A 19151-nucleotide genomic window follows, 5' to 3' on the forward strand; every position below is an offset into this window, starting at 1 on the left:
GCGTTGCAGAGAAGGTCACGGGCAAACGTCGGCCACGAAGCCAAGCACCTGGATCGCTCGCAAGAGTTCTCAGGCGTCCCGCAACCCCAAGGAACAATCCCATGAGACTGGACCGGGTGGTCATCAGGAACTTCAAGTCCATCAAGACAATCGAACTGCTAATCCCTCAAAAGGACGAGCAGCGACAGGGCTCGGCCGACTTCCTCTCCATTGTCGGAGAGAACAACGCAGGAAAATCATCCATCCTCGAAGCCATACGCCTCGCTTGCACGGCGAACTCGAAGTCAATCTCCGAGCAATTTCCAGGCATCGATCCAGGCAACGGCCCCATCGAGATCGAGCTGGAGTTCGATCAACTCAATGAGAGCGACAGGAAGTCCCCCGCTCTACTGGGGAACACTTTCACAGAAGGCGGACGGGAAAAGTACCGACTCAAGAGGATCTGGAAGACAGCGGGAACTGTCTCAGAGAACTGGTCATACAATCCCAACCGCCCACCGACGTTCCAGCTGACGGGGTGGTCTGGCAAGAAGACCCTCAAGACCCTTGAGGCGGACGAGCGCTGGAAGCCCATTATCGAGCTTGTCGCCAAGGAGACTTCCTCCCCCAAGCCCTCCCTGGACCTGTTGATCGAGGCCGCCCGGAAGATCAACTCTCCCCTTCTTGAGGTACACCCTCAAGAAACTTGGTCGGTCTATCAGGGAAGCAGCGCGCCTCACCTCGAAGCCATCCTGCCCAGCGTCATCTATGTTCCAGCACTTCGCGAAACCAGCGAAGAAGCAGACGTGGGAGAAAAACAATCATCGATTCGAAAAATCGTGAACTCCCTCTTCGACCAGCAGCTCGCCAATCATGAGCGGGTCATCCGGTTCAAATCTGCGGCGACAGAGCTCCAAGACCTTTTCGCCACAGAGGGCAAACATCGAATCGTAACGTCCATCGAGGAGCAAATCACCGCGAAGTTCAAGGATCTCATCAACATTGGCGCCGAACTCAGGTTCAACGCTCCGGATGTGATGTCAGACCTCGCGAGCAGAACCGAGTTCAGGGTCCTTGATGGTGAGCTGTCGACACGACCAGACCATCAAGGCCACGGAGCTCAACGCTCCATCGTGCTGGCGCTTCTCCAGTTGTACGCTGAGCAGCTCAGGAAGAGCACCTCGCGTGAACAGCACCCCATGCTATTCCTGATTGAAGAGCCCGAAATCTACCTGCACCCTGGAATGTGCCGAAGGATGCGCGACACGCTGCTGAGAATCTCCCGAAGCGGGGTCGGGCAGGTCATCTGCACAACGCACTCCCCCGTCTTCCTGGACCTTGCCGATCGTCACGACGGCATTGTCATCTTGAGGAAGAAGACAGCGTCTCCTGTAGCCAAACAACGCACCAGTGACGTGTTCGACCAGACCGCCACTGATAAAGAGCAGCGCGCGCGACTCCGGATGCTTCTGACCTTCGACCCCGCTGTCAACGAGGCCTTCTTCTCGGAGCAGGTCTGCCTTGTCGAGGGAGACTGCGAAATCGCGGCAATCGAAGCAGTCGCCAGGAAGCTCGTCGCGGCAGGAGAAATCAGCTGGTCCAAGTACCTCATGGCGAGGCGCGCGGTCACCGTCATCAACTGCCGAGGCAAATGGACCATCCCCGCATTCCAGAAGGTGCTCAACGCCTTCGACATCAACTATCGCGTCATCTACGACCTGGATGAGGGGGACCTGGCCAACCTGGCCAACGCACAGATCGAGCAGCTTCTATCGGGAAATGACCAGAGCCTCTCGCATAAGCCGAACTTCGAAGAGTTCATCTTCGGTAAGTCATGGCAGAGCGATAAACCGTGGACCGCCACGAAGACAATCCATGAGGCTCCAGAACTCAACGCGCGGCTCATCGCCTTCTTTGAGTTCGCGCTCGGTCGAACGGTCTCGGAACTGAAGCCGGAAGCCGTGCCTTCAGCCTCTGAGCACACATCCATTCCGCGGGTCCAAAGGCCCCATCGGCGAAACCTCAGGGGAAAGCTCAAGGAACTCAAGGTCCCGAATGAGGCAATCCAGTCAGCTAGACGTGTGGAGCAACTGTTTCGCGTCGCAGCAGGCCCGAACTTCGCTCCCCGTCCAGATTCTGATGCATCCCGGCAGCCCCTGGGAGGAACAAGAATCGACGCATTCGCCATCGTCACAGGCGCATCCATGGCGGACACCCTGCAGGACAACGACATCGTAGCGCTCAAATTCCTCGATGGCGTCTTCTTGGAGCCCGTGCACTCGCCCGACATCCAGTTCAACGCCGCGCTCCCGGGGATCATCGAGAACGATGGTATCTATGTACTGGCGGCGAATGACTACATCGATCAAAAATCGTACACCATGAAACGCGTCAGGATTTCCATCCGCCCGGACGGAACATGGCGCGGAGAGATTTCCGCGGACAACCCGGACACGAACTGGGGCGACCGCGGTCATTTCGAGATTCGCAAGACGGATCGGATCCACTTCGCGGCGCAAGTCGTCGGGGTCGTACGAAAAGACGAGCTTGAGGGATTCTCCCCGGAAACTCTGGGGCTGAGCACCATTCCTACGGGCCAAGCTCCCTCCTTCGAGGAAGACTGAGTTGGCATCTCTTCTTCCGCCCAACGACGCTCGGCGTTGCAGGTAACGCCGCACGTCCACTCACGGGTACCGGACGGCGTCCTCGGGCCGCGACAAGGCGGTGTGCGCTTCGCGCCATTGCTCCCGCCCACGCAAGGTGAGGTGGAGCAACTGCTGCGGGTGGTGATTCACCGGTTGAGACCGCCGCGCCAAACCGCGGCCATTTCTGGCCCCCCAAGCAGGTACGGAGGAGGCGTGCGTGCCGCCTGTCAGACGTAAGACTGTGGAGCACCATGACTGCTTGGGCTCAACACCCGTGCCCGGGTTGCGGCGGGGCTCCGGACTCGCTACCTTGTGTGCCAGTCCCTGCATCCATGCAGCCGGTCTCGCCAGCCGGTCCCAACCTGGCGTCTGGATTGCCCGCATCCCCCAGCCTGGTGTGGTCCTCGCGCGAGAACATCCGCGCGCAACTGCTGTCCCTCCTCCAAACGGTGCCTCTGGAATGCGTCGCCCTTCGACGCCGGGTCATCCGCCTGCTCGGCATCTTTGGCGGAGCTGAGCACTCCTCGCCCCTGCTCGCGGTGGTACTCGACGACCGGGAGCACATCGATACCCGGGTCCAGGCGCTACGAGCCATCGTGAAACACGGCGCTCCACTCCCCGGCCCGGAGCTCCGCCGTGTCGTCGAGCAACTTCCGACGCTCAATTACTGCCCTTGTTGCTGCCCTCCCCTGGAAGAGGTCCTCACCCTGGCGCGGACGGAAAGCGGCAGGGAGGCCGCCGAGGGGTTGCTGCAACAGGCCTCGATACGGGAGCGCGCGAGCGTGCTCGCGTCCGCGCGGCGCACGCCGTTGTCTCCACGGCTCGTCGAATGGCTCTACTCGCACTGGTTCCAGCACGACCGCTTCGAGCTTGCGAAGGACGAGTGCTGGGGCCGCAGAGCCAACCTCCGCGTGGCGGTGGCCCACCGTGAACGCTCGGAGGCCTGGGCGCTCCTCATGGATTGGGTTCGCGACTCGGTGGGTGAGGAACTGGACCCAGCCGAATTCCGCAATCTGCCTCTGGAAGAACAGGCGAGAATCTTCGGCGTCGCGCACCAGAAGCCAGCCGCCAGGGTCCTCCTGCAGCCACTTCCTGACCTGCTCGACTGCGTTGGACAGGACGCGCTGCTGCGCCGCCTCCGCTACATCGTGCGCGACGAGAGCGTTGCCCAGAAGGTGACCTATCGATTCAAGGAGAGCCCGCATGGCCTCTCCCGGGCCATGGACCTGCTGGTGGAATGGCGGGAGGCGCGTCCGGTCCTCTGTTCGCTGCTCTGCGACTTCGACATCACCGACGGGGTGCGGTGCGCGCTTCTGGACCGCCTCTTCGACCACGACCGCGCCATGACGGTCCGCTGGGCTCTCGTCGCTGCGAGGTATCCCGACAACGCGCCCCTCGTGCGCTTCGTCCTCCAGTGCGCGGCGCAGAAGCCCGAGCTAGCGGACCGCCCGCTGTTCCTGGCCGCGCTGCGAGGCGAGGACGACGAGGCCCGGGCCCTTGCGCTGGAGGGACTGTTCTCCCTGGGCGAGTCGGGCGCCGGCTGGTGCGACCGGCTCACCTCGCTGGTCCACGCGAGCCACGAGCAAGTGCGCCTCCGCGCGGCCGCGTGCCTCGCCCGGGAAGGCCGGCGCGAGTGGCTCCCGCTGCTGAGACAGACGTCCCTCAATGCATCCGAGTCGGAAAGAATGCGCCAGGAGGCGGTTCGCTGGCTCGGCCTGGTGGACGCCGAAGCCAGCCGGCCCGTGCTGAAGCTGGTGCTCGCGGAGGCGCCGGCAGAGGCGCCTGGGAGTTACCACCCAGGCGAGGACGAAGCGGCCTGGGCCCTCTCGCGACTGGGAACGACCGAGGACCTCTCCACGTTGCTCGATGCCGCGCTGCGAGGCTGCTGCGCGAAGCGAATCGACCAGGAGTTGGAGTACCACCTGGCGCGACAGGAGGGGCGCCCCGCCGAGGACGTGCCCCCGCCCTGGTCCGAATGGGGCAGGCAGCGTCACCGGGCGTTGTAGGCCTCAACTCGAGAGGCTGCGGAGGTCCGTGGCTTCAACCCACCAGTTGGAATGAAGGGGAATCACGAAGAAGCCACGGTCGGCCGGCTCGACAGTATGGTCATGACCATGAGCCCGCGCGGCCCAATCCCCCTCCCCGCTCCCATCCAGAACCTCGTCGAGTCGCTCATCGACATGCCCGGGGCGTGCGCCGTGGCGCTCGGGGGTTCCCGCGCGGAGGGCAGCATGGACGCCCGCAGTGACTGGGACCTCGGCGTCTATTACCGGGGCACGCTGGACACAGCCCGGTTGAGTGAGAGGGGGACGGTGCACCCTCCTGGCGCCTGGGGGCGCCTCATGAACGGCGGCGCATGGCTGGTCCTGGATGATGGCACCAAGGTCGACGTGCTCCTCCGCGACCTTGACGCCGTCGAGCACTGGAGTGAGCGCGCGGAGAGCGGCCACTTCGAAATCGATGCGCTCCTCGGGTACGTCGCGGGGTGTCCCACATGCATGCTGCGCGCGGAGCTCGCGGTGGGCCGTGTCCTCCACGGCTCGCTCCCGGAAAGGGCGAGCTACCCGGCCCCGTTGGCGGAGATGGCGCAGTCGCGGTGGCGGTTCGCCTGTGCGTTCACCATGGAGCACGCGCGGATGCGGGCTGAGCGGGGCGATGTGGTGGGTGCGATGGGACAGGCGGCGAAGGCCACCATCGAAAATGCCCACGCGGTGCTCGCCGAGAAACGCACCTGGGTCTTCAACGAGAAGCGGATTCTCGAGCGCGCCGGCCTCACCGGGCTGCACGCCCTGTTCTCCCAGGCCCCTCGGCGTGAAGAGCTGGTGGACTGGGTCTCGACTGTTCGAGCCGCCCTCGGCGTGGGTTGACGGACTCCCTGTTTAGTCCGGTGTGGAGAGCTACCATCTACCTGCCGGATGACGTTGGAGTTCAACTACCTCGCGAGTAGTCTCCTCGTGGGCGGTGCGGACCGCCTCACGAGAGACCTCATGGCGTCTGACGACTTCAATCCGGCGAGCCCTCCCCGCGAGATGCGACTCGGCCCGTGGCGTCTGCTGGAGCAGCGCGGCCAGGGCACCTACGGCATCGTCTACCGCGCCGAGCTCGCCGAGTCGCAGTCCGCGTACCCCGTGGCCCTCAAGCTGGCCCTGCACCCTGGGGATGCGCGCTTCGCGCGGGAGGCCGAGCTGCTCTCCCGCATCCATCACCCCGCCGTCCCCCGCCTGATTGACAATGGCCACTGGCAGCCCCGGGAAGGCGTGTCCTATCCCTGGCTCGTCATGGAATGGGTCGAGGGCGCACCGCTCTATGACTGGGCCCAGGCACAGCGCCCGTCTTCGCGGCAGGTGCTTCAGCTTCTGGCCCGGCTGGCCCGCGCCCTGGATGCCACCCACGCGGCCGGAGGCGTCCACCGCGATGTGAAGGGTGACAATGTCCGCGTCCGGCCCGCGGACGGGCAGCCCTTCCTCCTGGACTTCGGCTCCGGACACTTCGTGGGGGCCGCCACGCTGACCTCGCATCTCTTTCCTCCCGGCACTACGCCCTACCGCTCGCCGGAGGCGTGGCGCTTCGTCTTCGGTTCCCGCGAGCTCCCGGCGGTCGCATATCCGCCGGGGCCCGCGGATGACCTCTTCGCCCTGGGTGTCACGGCCTATCGACTCATTACAGGGAAGTACCCACCGTCAGCGCACCCGCGGCATGAGGATGACTGGCTCTGGCGCCCCAAGGAGCTGGGACGCTGGACGGCGCGAGTCTGCAACCCCCGCTGCCTCCCGGAGCTGAGCGCGCTGGTGTCCCGGATGCTCTCGCCGCACCCCAAGGTGCGAGGCAGCGCGCAAGAGGTGGCGGAAGCGCTGGAGCAGGCGGCGCACAGCGCGGGAAGCGAGGCGGACGTGCCGCTCTTCACCGGAGAAGAGCCGCGGCCCGCGGGCCTCTTCCCCGTCATCCAGCGCGTCACGGTGCGGCCCCCTCCTCGCATGCGCAGGTGGCCCTGGTTCGCGGCCGCCGGCCTCGGAGGCGCGCTGGCACTGAGCGTCGGGGGAGATCAGAGCGTGAGTCACTCTGGAGAGCCCGAGGCGTCTCACCTCGCGGAGCAGGAAGAGTCAACGGATGCCGGCACCGTGGCCGTCGGGGACTCCGTACTCACGGCGCCAGGGGCGCCCGAACGAGCCCCCTCCGTATGGGCATCCATCGCGGTCGACGTGCCACCGAAACCCCTGCCAGGGCAGCGGCGCCCGGACGGCAGGGGCCGCTGTCCGGGCAACGTGCAGGTCGCCATCAACGGCGGTTGTTGGACGAAAGTGCCCGTGGACCTGAAGAACTGTGCTGATGAGGACGGCTTTTTTGAATACAGAGGCGCCTGCTACATCCCCGTCATGACCAGGCCACGCCCGCCCACCTCGGGCCCCGCGGATGGAGACGACAGTCCATAGAAACACCGGGCGGGCGCCCAGCCCGGTGTCGTCATGCAGGCACAGCCCCGGTAGCGGGCGCGCCTCGGACGCGGCGGGAATCCGCCCCACCTACGAGCAGATGAACGTGGTGTCCGTATAGTAGGCCGTCACCTGGCCCGACTGGGTGATGTACCCCGCGCAGTCGTAGTGCCAGGCCCCCACCCAGGTCGTCTTGGCCGCGTTGCTGTAATAGGTCCGGTGCTGACCATACCGCGTCCCACCACCAGGCTCCTCATGCCGCTGCTCCACCGTGCTCACCGCGGCTGCGGGCTCCCCTTCCTCTGCCTCCTGAATGGCCGGTCCACCGCAAGCGCTGACCAGCAGCGCGGAAATCGCAATGACCCAACGGGACTGCGCCATGATGTGCTCCTTGCGTGGAGTATCGATGTTGCAGGTGCAATGATAACAAATTCTGGCGTTCCGTGGACACCGCCCCCGGCACGAAGCCCGACACTCTCGGAGGCCGGAGTCTCCAGCGGACCGGTGCGAAGTGGCCGCGCGTCCGGATGGGCCCGGGCGCAGCCGGGTGGGAGAGCGGCGCAACCCCTGCGTCCGCTCTCACGAAGCTGTAGCGCCAGCGCTCAGTAGATGTAACCCAGACCCACGCGGTCGGAGGTGGTGAACTCACCGTTCGTATCGGGCGGGTAGCAGCTGTTCATGATCGACCCCCCCGGCGTGGCCGTGGACGGCGTCCCGGGGATGAGGACGGCCCCCACGCCAGCGGTTCCTTCGTTGGTGGCGGCACCGCCGCAGCTGATGGACCGGTCGTAGTAGTCCGTGTGACGAAGACCGATGGTGTGTCCCAGCTCGTGGGTGATGACGTGCTCGTTCACGTCCACGCTGTAGCTGTTCAGCCCGGTGCCGATGTTGATGGTCCCATAGGGACGGCCGCCCGAGGGGTAGCCCGAGGAGCCGCCGGTGCCGGGCACGGCCTGCGCGGTGATGATCGCGGTGCAGCCGGTGCTCGGCCCGCGAACGAAGGTGAGGCGCAGCCCCAGTTGGTTGTAGTTGGCGAGGGCCATGTCGAGCCCCTGGCTGAGCCGGGTGTAGCTGTTGAACGAGGAGGTGGGATTGACGCAGATGCGCGTCACGGCGGTGCCGACGAGATTCGTCGTATGCACCAGCTCCTCACTCCCCTCGCCGCGCTGGAGCATCTCGCGAGACGCCTCGAGGCTCACGTGCGCGTCGCGGCCCACGTACACGGCACCGTCGACCACCATGATGTCGTCGGCCGGAATCCCGGACTCCACCAGGTTGGCGATGATCTCCTCATTCTCGACGTACGGGTCGGTACCGCAACCGGCCAGCAACGCGCCACAGCTCACCACGAGAACTGCCGCTGTCTTGAACATGGTCGTGCCCCTCGAGTCTTGAAGCGGTTCTTCCCACGCCCCCGCCATGGGAGCGTGGGGAGACCAGCAAAGCACGAAAGACGTGTTTCGAGACACCCAGCCCCCACTCAGGACCGGGCAGCCATGTGCTTTCCGGTCAGCGAGCCCTTGTGTGAGGCGAGCTGCCCGGGAAGTCCTTCGAAGACCACCCGGCCGCCCTCGTGGCCCGCGCCGGGCCCCAGGTCGATGACCCAATCCGCGCGGGAGACGACGTCGAGGTTGTGCTCGATGACGATGACGGTCGACCCGGCATCCACCAGCCGGTCGAACAGGCCAATCAGCGTGTCCACGTCGTTCATGTGCAGACCGGTGGTGGGCTCGTCGAGCACGTAGATGTTGCCCGAGCGGCCCAGCTCGGCGGCGAGCTTCAGCCGTTGGCGCTCGCCGCCCGAGAGCGTCGATAGCGGCTGCCCCAGTGTGAGGTAGCCGAGCCCGACGTCCTCCAGCCCCTGGAGAATCCTGGCGATGGCCGGCTCGGTGAAGAAGGCCACGGCTTCGGTGATGGACATCCGGTAGACGTCGCTGATGGACTTGCCACGCAGCGTGTGGGCCAGCACCTCGTCGGTGAACCGCTTGCCGTCACATGTCTCGCAGACGGTCACCATCGGGTCCAGGTGCGCCAGGTCCGTGTAGATGACCCCCAGCCCGCTGCAGTCCGGGCAGGCGCCCTTCGAGTTGGCGGAGAACAGCGCGGCGTCCACCTTGTTCGCCTTGGCGAAGGCCTTGCGGACGTTGTCGAGGATGCCGGTGTACGTGGCGGTGTTGGAGCGGCGCGAGCCACGGGCCAGGTTCTGGTCGATGATGATGGTCTCCGGGTACGCCCTGGGCAGGCAGCCCTGGATCAGCGACGACTTCCCCGAGCCGGCGACGCCCGTCACGACGGTCAGCGCCCCGCGTGGAATCGAGACGGAGAGGTTCTGGAGGTTGTTGAGGCGGGCGCCCTTGATGTGCAGTTGCCCCGTGGGCTTGCGTGGCGCGCTCTTGATGGGCTGGTACTTCTTCATGTGGTTGCCCGTGAGCGTGCCCGAGGTCAGCAGGCCCTCGTACGAGCCCTCGTAGACGACCTGTCCGCCCCCGTTGCCAGCCTTCGGTCCCATGTCGACCACGTGGTCGGCAATGGCAATCATGTCCGGCTTGTGCTCGACGATGAGCACGGTGTTGCCCTTGTCGCGGAGCTGCTGCATCAGGCCCGCGAGCCGGCCGACGTCGTGCGGGTGGAGCCCCACGCTGGGCTCGTCGAAGATGTATGTCACATCGGTGAGGCTGGAACCCAGGTGCCGCACCATCTTGACGCGCTGGCTCTCTCCTCCCGACAGGGTCGAGCTCTCGCGGTCGAGGCTGAGATAGCCCAGCCCGATGGTCACCAGGTTGTCGAGCCGGTGGGCCAGGGCCTCCAGCATCGGGCCCACGGACGGAGCGGCAATCTCGCGGACGAACACGGCGAGGTCGGACACCTGCATCGCGGAGCACTCGGCGATGTTCTTGCCCCGGATGCGGCTGCCGAGCGCGGCCTGGTTGAGCCGCCCGCCCTGGCAGGAAGGACAGGTTGCGCGGGTGAAGATGCGCTCGTATTCGGCGCGGACGTGCGGCTGCACGGTCTCCGGGTCCTTGGCGCCCAGCGTCCTGCGCAGCTTGGGGACCAGTCCCTCGTAGGTGAGGTTTATCTTGTCGAGCTTTATCTTCCGGCCGTCGTCCAGATGGAGGAGCTTGTCCAGCTCCTCCTTCGAGTACTTGGACAGCTTCTTGTCGAGGTCGAAGTAGCCGGACTTCGCGTAGATGGCCCAGTACCAGCTGTCCACCGCGTAGTCCTTGGGAAGGATGGCGCCTTCATTGAGGGATTTGGAGGTGTCGATGACGGCGTCCATGTCCATGGACGCGACCTGGCCAATGCCCTCGCACTCCGCGCAGAGGCCCCGCGGGTCGTTGTAGGAGTAGAGTCCCGGGCTGCCCAGGTGGGGCTCGGCCAGACGCGAGAACACCACGCGGAGCATCTGCGCCGCATCCGTGACGGTGGCGACCGTCGAGCGCGAGTTTCCGCCCAGCCGCTGCTGGTCGACGATGATGGCCGCGGAGAGGTTCTCCAGGCTCTCCGCATCCGGCTGGCCATAGTGCGGCATGAACTGCTGCACGAAGGCCGGGTAGGTCTCGTTGATGAGCCGCTGGCTCTCGGCCGCGATGGTGCCGAAGACCAGGGACGACTTGCCCGAGCCCGACACCCCGGTGAAGACGGTGATCTTCCGCTTGGGGATGTCCAGCGAGACGTTCTTGAGGTTGTTCTCGCGCGCTCCACGAATCCTGATGGAACCGTACATGGCGTCCTTCTCCTCGGAATGAGGCCCCGCTCTCGGGCCCTCGAGCGGACGACTCGCCGTCCCGTGGACACATCGCGTCCCCGGGCGGACAGCCATCAAATCGCTCGACATCTTTTCAGCCACGCCGTAACTTCGTACGGCGCACGGTGTTTAGCACGACAACCCCGTACGCTGTAAATAGTTATTGTGGGGTATGGATTGAGCGACGAGATTTCCGGACGGGGTGACCCGTTGAAAGCCCTGCAGTTGCTGTGGGGAAGGACCGAGGCGCCGAGGCGGGGCCCGAAGGCGAAGGCCCGTGTCGAGGACCTGGTGTCCGCGGCCATCGCCATTGCCGATGCCGAAGGGCTCGAGGCCGTCAGCACGCGCCGGGTCGCGGACGCCGTCGGCATCTCTCCCATGTCGTTCTATACGCATATCCCCGGCAAGGCGGAGCTGCTCGACCTGATGCTGGATTCCGTGGCGGGCGAGGTCCTGAAGGACAGGCCCGTCTTCAAGCCTTCACGGTGGCGCGCCAACCTGACGCGGGTGGCGACCGACCATCGCAAGCTCTATCTAGCTCATCCGTGGGTGATTCAGCTCGCCACGCACCGGACGGTGCTGGGCCCGAACACCTTCCAGTCGGCCGACATCGCGCTGAGTGCCATCGAAGGGCTGGGGCTCACGGACCTGGAGATGGACCGGGTCCTCACGCTGGTCCTCGACTACGTCCACGGCGCGGTACGCAATGCGGCGCGAGAGAAGATGGTCAAGGATGTGACTGGAATGACAGACGCGGAGTGGTGGTACCGCGTCGCGCCGTTCCTCGAAACGCTCGACTTCACGCCCTACCCCGTGCTGGCGCGTGTCGGGAAGACCACCGGTGAGGCCTATGGAGCGCACGACCCCGAAGGGGCCTTCGCCTTCGGACTGGCGCGGGTGCTCGATGGCCTGACGGCGTTCATCGAGGCGAAGAGCGCAAGCATGAAACGATAGCCCCCCGACGCGGCGCGGCTCTACGTGCGCAACACGAGCAGCACCGTCGGCGTCCACAAGCTCTACGTCTGGACCTGGTAACGCGCTGCTTCAATAGCCCGCCATCCGGATGGCGCTCTTGGGGAACTCTCTGCAGGGGGTTCCCCTTTTTCGTTTCCGACCGGCAGCCACATGTAACCGCTTTTCGGGATTTTGCGTACCCATTCTCACAGCAGCTCACGCCGTGGGAGGTCCGCATGATTTCGCTCTCCAGGAACCCTTTCCGCAGCTCCAATGTCGCCCGCAAGCCGGCGGAGCCTCCCAGGGCCGCCGAGCCGAAGAAGCCGGCCGCGGAGCCCAAGCCGAGCATGGCGCAGGCGCGGATGCAGGACGGCTTCGACGCGCCATCACAGACCGAGCGGACCCGGGCCATGCTCAGCGGTGAGGCGGCCGCGCCCGCCGCGAAGGAGCAGGGCACGGCGCAGCCCGCCGCGAAGGGGCAGGAGGTCGACGACGCCCGGGTCGACCAGGCCGTGGACTTCGTCCTGAGCCCGGCGGACCTCCAGACCCAGCTCGACAACCCCGACCTCTCCCAGGCGGAGAAGGACGAGATGGTCGCCCGGCTCGCGGCGAACCCCGAAACGCAGACCTACTTCTATGGAGAGAACGAGGACCTGTCGGTGGGTCAGCAGCGCGACCTGGCCAAAGCCCTCATCAGCTCCTTCAAGTCGGGGGCGATGGACGGGGAAGACCTGCTCGAGCTGGCCGACGCCAACGAGTCGGACCTGGGGGCACAGCGACTGGTGCAGCTGATTGCGCTCGGCACGGGGGCCCGCGAAGTGGGCGGACCGCTCGATGCCCTCGGCCAGGCGCTGGACCGCCGGGCCGACGCGGGCGGCGGGTCGGCGGAGACGGACCGGCTGGCGGCGTCCATCGCCTTCACCTCGTCCAAGGCGCTGCGGGAGACCCGGCTGAACACGGCCGCGAAGCGGGAAGAGGCGTTCCGCGCGATATCCGAGGCCCTGCCCCAGGAGCTGTACGGGTCGCTGGGCCGCAGCGAGCTCGGCGAGGCGTACCAGGAGCAGCTCGTCCGTGGCGCGGCCAATCTCTTCACCGAGCACTCCGCGGAGCTTGTCGACCGGCTCACCCGGGACGGCGAAACCGACGCCACCGTGCTCTCGAAGTTCTTCGCGGGCGCGCTGCTCTCGCCCGACGCGGCCGACTTCACCATGGGCGGCAACAACGAGCGCAAGGTGACGGATGCGGTGACGGCGGCCCTCGGGGACGTCCGCGACTTCTTCCACGACCGCATCGAGGCGGCGACCGACGCGGGAGACCGTGAGCAGTATGCGCGGCAGCTGGGGCGGATGCTGGCGGGAGTCACCGGCGCCAGCGACATCGTCCTGGCCCAGCATGCGGAGACGCTGAGCGAGAACGCGGCGGTGCGCGACCAGTTCTCCGGAATCCTGGGAGGCATCGTCTCCGAGACTGTCCCTGGCGGAGGGGTCGTGCGCGACGCGCTCCAGGAGACGGTCATCGGTCACGTCACCAACGCCCTCATCAACGACCCGGACGCGCCGGACACCAGCGTGACCACGGCGCTCTTCAACGAGTACCAGGGCGCGCTGAGGGAGTTCGAGGACGACAACGACTTCGACGGACTGGTGACGGGCTATGACGCGGGATACTCGGCGGCCCGGCTGAACATCGAGGACGTGCTGGAGCGTGAGTCGTACACGTGACGGAGGTGCCGCACGGAGCGATGCGGCACGCTACACTCGGGTGGACCGATGATGCTCGCGCGTCCCCCCTGCCCTCCGCTCAAGCCCTTCGTCCAGATGCTGTGGACCTCCGAGGGGGTGGATGAAGGCGGGGCGGGAGGACTCGAGCGCGTCCTGCCGACGGGGACCATGCACCTCGTCTTCCGGCTGTCCGGAAGTCCCCTGCGCCTGCTCGAAGGCGGCGGGACGCGAACCGTCGGGCACACCCCCCTGGGGGGCGCGCGCGCCTCCCATTACGTCCGCGAGGTGCTTCGACCCGTCGAGTCCGTGGGCGTGCAGTTCCAGCCCGGGGCCGCGCCCCTGCTGCTGGGCGTGCCGGCGCACACCCTGGCCGACAGGCACACGCCCCTGGAGGACGTCTGGGGCCGCGAGGTGGAGGCCCTGCGCGAGAGGCTGTGGGCGGAGCGCTCGGCCCCCGCGAGGCTCGTGCTCATGGAGCAATTGCTCCTCGCGCGGCTGCGGGGCTCGCCGGGCGCAATCCACCCCGCGGTGGGACTGGCGCTGCGACGGTTCGCCGCGGGCCATGGCGTGACGGACGTGGTGGAGGCGACGGGCTACAGCCACCGGCGCTTCATCGCACTCTTCCGCGAGGCCGTGGGCCTGCCGCCCAAGGTCTACACGCGCGTGCTGCGCTTCCAGGGCGCGCTCGCACGGCTCGCCCTCCAGCCCCAGGTGCCCTGGAGCGAGCTGGCGCTGGACGCCGGGTATGCCGACCAGCCGCACCTCCACCGCGACTTCGTCGAGTTCACTGGCCTGTCGCCGGGTCAGTACCGGGCGCTCCGCCCGCGAAACCCCAACCACGTCCCTTTCCCCCCGGCTGGCGAAGTCGGAAGGTCAAATCCGTCCAAGACGTGAGCGGGCCGCCGGGGCACAAGGCAGGGCATGGGCCCCACACCGGGACTCAGGCAATTGACGAGGAAGCGGCCATGGCCATCCACGAGCTGTTTGCATACATCCGAGTGAAGGGCGCCGAGCGGGCGATTGCGTTCTACGTCGCGGCCTTTGGCGCGAAGGAGAAGTTCCGCCTCGTCGAGCCGGGCGGGCGCATCGGGCACTGCGAGCTGGAGCTCGGCGGGAGCGTGCTGATGCTCTCCGAGGAGTATCCCGAGTACGGCATCCTCGGCCCCCTGAGCGTGGGAGGCGCCTCCGTCACCCTCCACCTCCACGTGGACAACGCCGACGCCCTCATCGCCCGCGCCGTGGAAGCGGGGGCCACCCTCGTCCGCCCGCCGCAGGACCAGTTCCATGGCGAGCGCGGCGGCACCGTGAAGGACCCCTTCGGCCACGACTGGAACATCGGCCACGAAATCGAGCGGCTGAGTCCCGAGGAGATGCAGCGGCGCTTCACGGCGATGTTCAACAAGGCCTGACACGAGGGGGCCAGCCACCCCGGGGCCCCTCATCCGGGGGCGGGGCCCTGCGGGCCGCGCGTCAGGCCCCCACGGCCTCGTGCTCCCGGCACAGCAGCGTGCTCTCCTCCCGAGAGAGCGCTTCCTCGGTGAGCCCGCAGCGGAAGCGGCTCGGGCTCTCGCGGCGAAAGTGCCTGCAGGAAGCGCACACGCCGAAGCTGCGCCCGGCGTTCGCCAGTTGCATCGAGCGCAGCAGTCCGGACAGCGACTCCTCGAGTCCCTCGCCTCCCGCTGGCAGCACGCGCAAAGCCTGGGTGAAGAGCGCGGGCGGCAGCGTGTCGCGCAGCACCGCGCGCCCGGCGTCCGTCAGGTGCAGGTGGACGACGCGGCGGTCCTCCGTGCTGGCCACCTTGCTCAACAGCCCCTTGTCCTCGAGCAATAGCAGCGTCTGCGACACCGTGCCCTTGGTGAGGCCCAGGTACTCCGTCAGCGCAGCGGGTGTGTTGCTGTAGCGGTTGCACGACTCCAGGTAGCGCAGCGCCTGCAGGTGCACCGGCTGAAGGCCATGCCTCAGGCCGGCCGCCCGCTCCTCCGTCCGGAGCAGGTTCCCGATGCGCTCCAACAGCGCGTAGAGGCGGTCCGCTGACATGGGAGAAAGGTATCGGGCCGACACTGACTTGACAAGCCGAGGGCACGGGCGCACTTAGTATCGAGTCGATACTAAATCGATGCGCCGCACAGACCTCGCCGTCCCAGGAGCCTTCCATGGCCGTTCCCACCATTGCCCCCGTCACCGCCGCCAACACGCCCGCCGCCTCCGAGCCCACGCTTGCCGCCGTGAAGGCGAAGTTCGGCGGAGTGCCGAAGATGTTCGCGACCTTCGCCCACTCACCCGCGGCGCTGGAGGCCGTGGCGGGCTACTTCAATGCGATGGGCGGCGCGAAGCTGTCGCCCCGCACGCAGGAGGCCATCGCCATCGCGGTGGCGGAGCTCAACCACTGCACCTACTGCCTGTCCGCCCATACGGCGCTGGCAAAGGGCCACGGCGTGAAGGCGGATGAGCTGGTTGGCTTCCGCAGCGGCCGGTCGCCGGACGCAAAGGAGCAGGCCATCCTGGACCTGGCCGTCGCCATCGCCCGTACGCGCGCGGCCGACGTGGGCCCGCAGCTCGCCCAGGCGCGCAAGGCCGGACTTGGCGACGCGGAGTTGGTGGAGGTGGTGGCCGCCGTCGCGCAGAACGTGCTCACCAACTACCTCAACGTCGTGGCCGGCACCGAGGTGGACTTCCCGCGCGTGTCCTGACCGCGTCCGGAGAATGGGCACCCGGTCGCGCACCGCGCGCGCCGAGGTGCCCGGACGACCTGGGCACCGTCACGGTGCCTCGCGGATGATGATGCTGGACCTGGCGCGCATCACCGACCAGCGCGTCCCCGGATGACGAAGACCGCTCTTCGTCGAGCGGTCCTCGCGGTGCCCGGAGCGACCTGGCCCGGTTGAACAGGTTGTTGCTGACGTGGATGCCGCTCATCGCGTACCCGCCGGTCCCGCACACGTGCATGGGATGGGCGTCCTCGCGCGCTGGAGCCCCGGCCCTGTGGACTGGCGGGTTACAGTTGCACCCCCCTCGTGGTCCTCCCGGCAACAGGGCCGAGCACCTCCGGGCTCCATCTCCCCGGGCGGTCCCTGGCATGGAATCTGCCAGGGACCGGGCACGCGCATCGGGGTCGTGGCGATGACGCCCACTCCAAGGAACGGTGATGAAGCAACAGGGCATGACGACGTCGGCGTGTCTCCGGTCAGCATGCGTGCTGACAATCCTGGTGGGCCTGGCCGCCTGCTCCGACTCCAGCGGCGGCGGCGACGACGACCCGGATGTCGGCTCCGACAACGCGAAGGTCGCCCGCATCATCGTCACCCCGGACGAGGGCTTCCTCTGGGTGGGGGAGCGGCTGACGCTGGCGGCGTTCGCGTACGACGAGGACGGCACGCTGCTGAAGGACGTGAGCTTCACCTGGACCGGCACGGACGCCACCGTGGCGTCCGTCGAGGACGGACGCGTGGAGGGCTTCTCCACGGGCGCCTCCCTGGTGACCGCCTCCGCCGGAGACGTCTCCAGCTCGCCAGTGGCGGTGCTGGTCGTCACCCCATCGGAGGACATGCACAGCTCCGATGAGAACCTCGCCGCGGCCGCCGAGGCGGGGCTCCTCACGCCGCACGAGGTGCTCACCTACCGCGTCTACGCCGCCTTCAATGACCCGCGCCTGCCGCTCCAGTACAAGGGCCGCGCGAGCGGCGCCTTCGAGACGGACGCGCTCCAGGACGCCATCGACCAGTACGACACGCTGCCCGCCGCGACGAAGGCCGCGCTGGACCCGTTCCTGGTGCCGCCCGCCGACGGCGCGAGCTGGCTCGCGCCACCCGGAGGCGGCCAGGGGCTCGGCAACGGCCGCCCCACCTGCAAGGCCAGCAGCGACGGGTGGGACTTCGTCAACTCCACGCAGGCGAAGGTCAACGTCTGGTACCAGTTCACCATCCCCGGTCAGAAGGCGAAGGCCGCCCTGGTGTCGGAGGCCATCGAGAAGGACATCTGGCCCCGGCTCTTCGACGTGCTCGGCTTCCCCGTGCCCCTTCCTGACACCTCGACGGGCTGCGCGCTCAACAGCCCGAAGCTCGACGTGTTCCTCGTGCGCAACGTCGACTTCCGCGGCCTCACCGTTCCCGAGTTCGGCGCGCCGTATCAGTCCTCCGTCTTCATCATGCTGGACGAGTCGCTGACCGCGGACGAGCTCAAGGCCGCCGCCGCGCACGAGCTCATGCATGCCAGCCATTGGGCGTACCGGACGCAGGCCTTCCAGGCGAGCTACGGGTGGCTCCGCGACGCAGTCGCGAACTGGGCCATCGACGCCGTGTACGGCAAGACACTCCAGCTCGAGCAGGACTTCGCGAGCTGCTACCTGAGCACGCCCGAGCTTCCGCTCCAGGACCGCTCCTCGGGCCACTGCGGCGCGAGCCTGTCCGGCGCGGGGCGCGACTACGGCGCCTATCTCTGGTTCCAGTACATCGCCAACACGCTCGGCCCGGCGACGGTGAAGAGCATCCTCGCGGCGACGCAGTCCGTCGACACCGGAGTGGAGGCCATCGACAACGTGCTGCCGGGGGGCTTCCAGAAGCACTGGCCGCTCTTCGGGAAGATGCTCTGGAACCAGGCTCCGGTGGACGCGAAGCCCGCGTCCTTCACCTCGTGGGACTCCCTGAAAGAGGTGGTGAAGAGCGTGGACACCAGCGGCGACCTGGGCGGCGCGGCGGAGAAGAAGGAAGACCTGGAGTCGGAGCTGAAGAACCTCTCGCACCGGGTCTACTACTTCGACTTCAAGGACCCGGCGACGCGCTCGGTGCTCTTCTACAACGGCTTCTTCGAGCAGAAGAAGGCGGGCAAGCACGTGAAGGTGCAGGCGCTCTGGATGGACGGCGCTGGCGCGTGGCAGGAGGAGGACTGGTCCGACTACGAGTTCGTCGGGCTCTGCAGGGACCTCAAGACACAGCGTGCGCAGCACCTGGTCATCATCCTGAGCAACTCGGAGACCGAGCCGGGCGGCAGCGTGACGGCCACCCGCACGCCGTACCTCAAGCGCAACAACATCGGCTGCTGGAAGATGCAGGGGTCGGTGACCGTCCTGGATAGGTATTCGGGCTGGACGGGGATGGGGCGCAAGGGCGTGGCCACGGTGGGCTTCGAGGTGGATGCCTCGGCAACGATGCTGGACTTCAAGCACCCGCTGTTCCCGGACACGCTCCGGGTTGGAGCAAACCTGCTCATGGTCCCGAGCGGCTCCTTCACCTTCGAGGTGGCCTACGGCGAAAGCTCCTGCTCGTACAGCTTCGGCCCCGCCAGCTTCGTGCTCGCCCCATTCTCCGGCTTCCTGCAGACGAACCCCTTCCCCGAGCTGCACAGCTCCGACCCCGAGGTGACGTCCTGGCTGAAGCAGCCGGCGCGCTCGTACGTCGCCGCGCTGGTGGACAACTCGAGCGTCGCCGAGACGGTCACCGGCAAGGACTGCCAGAGCCCCCACTACAGCGTCACGGGAGGGCTGCTCACCACCAATGACGCGAAGAACGGCGTGTACCTGAATCCGCCCACCGTCCTGCCCGACGGACGCTTCGCGAAGACCTACTCATACCTGGACTTCAACTTCGACTGGAGCTTCACGCCCCAGAGTCAGCCCTGACGGGCGCTTCAGGCAGGAGTCGGCACGTCCCTGGCCGCCGCGGCGCGGGCCCGTTCGAGCCGA

General features: G+C 66.9%; 14 protein-coding genes. 10 read left to right on the forward strand and 4 right to left on the reverse strand.

Annotated features, from left to right (window positions below):
* Window positions 1-101: 101 nt before the first annotated feature.
* The 4 genes from ACX9TP_RS34915 (at window position 102) to ACX9TP_RS34930 (ending at window position 7054) form a co-directional block, all read left to right on the forward strand.
* Window positions 102-2603 carry an AAA family ATPase gene (locus ACX9TP_RS34915; protein WP_482974974.1) on the forward strand — a complete coding sequence of 834 codons (2502 nt, stop codon included), beginning with the start codon at window positions 102-104 and terminating at the stop codon, window positions 2601-2603.
* Window positions 2604-2998: 395 nt separating this feature from the next.
* Window positions 2999-4630: a HEAT repeat domain-containing protein gene (locus ACX9TP_RS34920; RefSeq protein ID WP_482974975.1), complete on the forward strand. Its 1632-nt coding sequence runs from the start codon at window positions 2999-3001 to the stop codon at window positions 4628-4630.
* 51 nt (window positions 4631-4681) lie between these two features.
* Window positions 4682-5491 (forward strand): hypothetical protein, encoded by an 810-nt coding sequence (locus ACX9TP_RS34925; protein WP_482974976.1) that lies wholly within the window; start codon window positions 4682-4684, stop codon window positions 5489-5491.
* A 120-nt stretch (window positions 5492-5611) separates the two neighbouring features.
* Window positions 5612-7054 (forward strand): serine/threonine protein kinase, encoded by a 1443-nt coding sequence (locus ACX9TP_RS34930; protein ID WP_482974977.1) that lies wholly within the window; start codon window positions 5612-5614, stop codon window positions 7052-7054.
* A 90-nt stretch (window positions 7055-7144) separates the two neighbouring features.
* Here ACX9TP_RS34930 and ACX9TP_RS34935 read toward each other — a convergent pair whose 3' ends face one another.
* The 3 genes from ACX9TP_RS34935 to ACX9TP_RS34945 all read right to left on the reverse strand — a co-directional run bounded on the left by ACX9TP_RS34935 (window position 7145) and on the right by ACX9TP_RS34945 (window position 10778).
* Window positions 7145-7435, reverse strand: a complete 291-nt coding sequence (locus ACX9TP_RS34935; RefSeq protein ID WP_482974978.1) for a DUF6289 family protein — start codon at window positions 7433-7435, stop codon at window positions 7145-7147.
* Between the two features lie 221 nt (window positions 7436-7656).
* On the reverse strand, window positions 7657-8427 hold the full coding sequence (locus tag ACX9TP_RS34940) for a M57 family metalloprotease (RefSeq protein WP_482974979.1): 771 nt from the start codon (window positions 8425-8427) through the stop codon (window positions 7657-7659).
* A 107-nt stretch (window positions 8428-8534) separates the two neighbouring features.
* Window positions 8535-10778 (reverse strand): ATP-binding cassette domain-containing protein, encoded by a 2244-nt coding sequence (locus ACX9TP_RS34945; RefSeq protein ID WP_482974980.1) that lies wholly within the window; start codon window positions 10776-10778, stop codon window positions 8535-8537.
* A gap of 312 nt (window positions 10779-11090) precedes the next feature.
* Between ACX9TP_RS34945 and ACX9TP_RS34950 the strand changes: the two genes are divergently transcribed.
* The 4 genes from ACX9TP_RS34950 to ACX9TP_RS34965 all read left to right on the forward strand — a co-directional run bounded on the left by ACX9TP_RS34950 (window position 11091) and on the right by ACX9TP_RS34965 (window position 14883).
* The gene (locus ACX9TP_RS34950; RefSeq protein ID WP_482974981.1) at window positions 11091-11753 is read left to right on the forward strand and encodes a TetR/AcrR family transcriptional regulator; all 663 of its coding nucleotides are present in this window, start codon (window positions 11091-11093) and stop codon (window positions 11751-11753) included.
* Window positions 11754-11989: 236 nt separating this feature from the next.
* Window positions 11990-13474 (forward strand): hypothetical protein, encoded by a 1485-nt coding sequence (locus ACX9TP_RS34955; protein WP_482974982.1) that lies wholly within the window; start codon window positions 11990-11992, stop codon window positions 13472-13474.
* A 48-nt stretch (window positions 13475-13522) separates the two neighbouring features.
* On the forward strand, window positions 13523-14368 hold the full coding sequence (locus ACX9TP_RS34960) for a DUF6597 domain-containing transcriptional factor (protein WP_482974983.1): 846 nt from the start codon (window positions 13523-13525) through the stop codon (window positions 14366-14368).
* A 71-nt stretch (window positions 14369-14439) separates the two neighbouring features.
* Window positions 14440-14883 carry a VOC family protein gene (locus ACX9TP_RS34965; protein WP_482974984.1) on the forward strand — a complete coding sequence of 148 codons (444 nt, stop codon included), beginning with the start codon at window positions 14440-14442 and terminating at the stop codon, window positions 14881-14883.
* 61 nt (window positions 14884-14944) lie between these two features.
* Here ACX9TP_RS34965 and ACX9TP_RS34970 read toward each other — a convergent pair whose 3' ends face one another.
* A complete protein-coding gene (locus ACX9TP_RS34970; RefSeq protein WP_482974985.1) occupies window positions 14945-15511 on the reverse strand; it encodes a MarR family winged helix-turn-helix transcriptional regulator in 567 nt (188 codons plus the stop codon).
* A gap of 116 nt (window positions 15512-15627) precedes the next feature.
* On the opposite strand from ACX9TP_RS34970, the gene ACX9TP_RS34975 reads away from it, so the two are divergent.
* On the forward strand, window positions 15628-16164 hold the full coding sequence (locus tag ACX9TP_RS34975; protein WP_482974986.1) for a carboxymuconolactone decarboxylase family protein: 537 nt from the start codon (window positions 15628-15630) through the stop codon (window positions 16162-16164).
* A gap of 503 nt (window positions 16165-16667) precedes the next feature.
* Window positions 16668-19088 carry an Ig-like domain-containing protein gene (locus tag ACX9TP_RS34980; protein ID WP_482974987.1) on the forward strand — a complete coding sequence of 807 codons (2421 nt, stop codon included), beginning with the start codon at window positions 16668-16670 and terminating at the stop codon, window positions 19086-19088.
* Window positions 19089-19151: the final 63 nt, after the last annotated feature.

The sequence above is a fragment of the Pyxidicoccus sp. M15 genome (assembly GCF_056858435.1).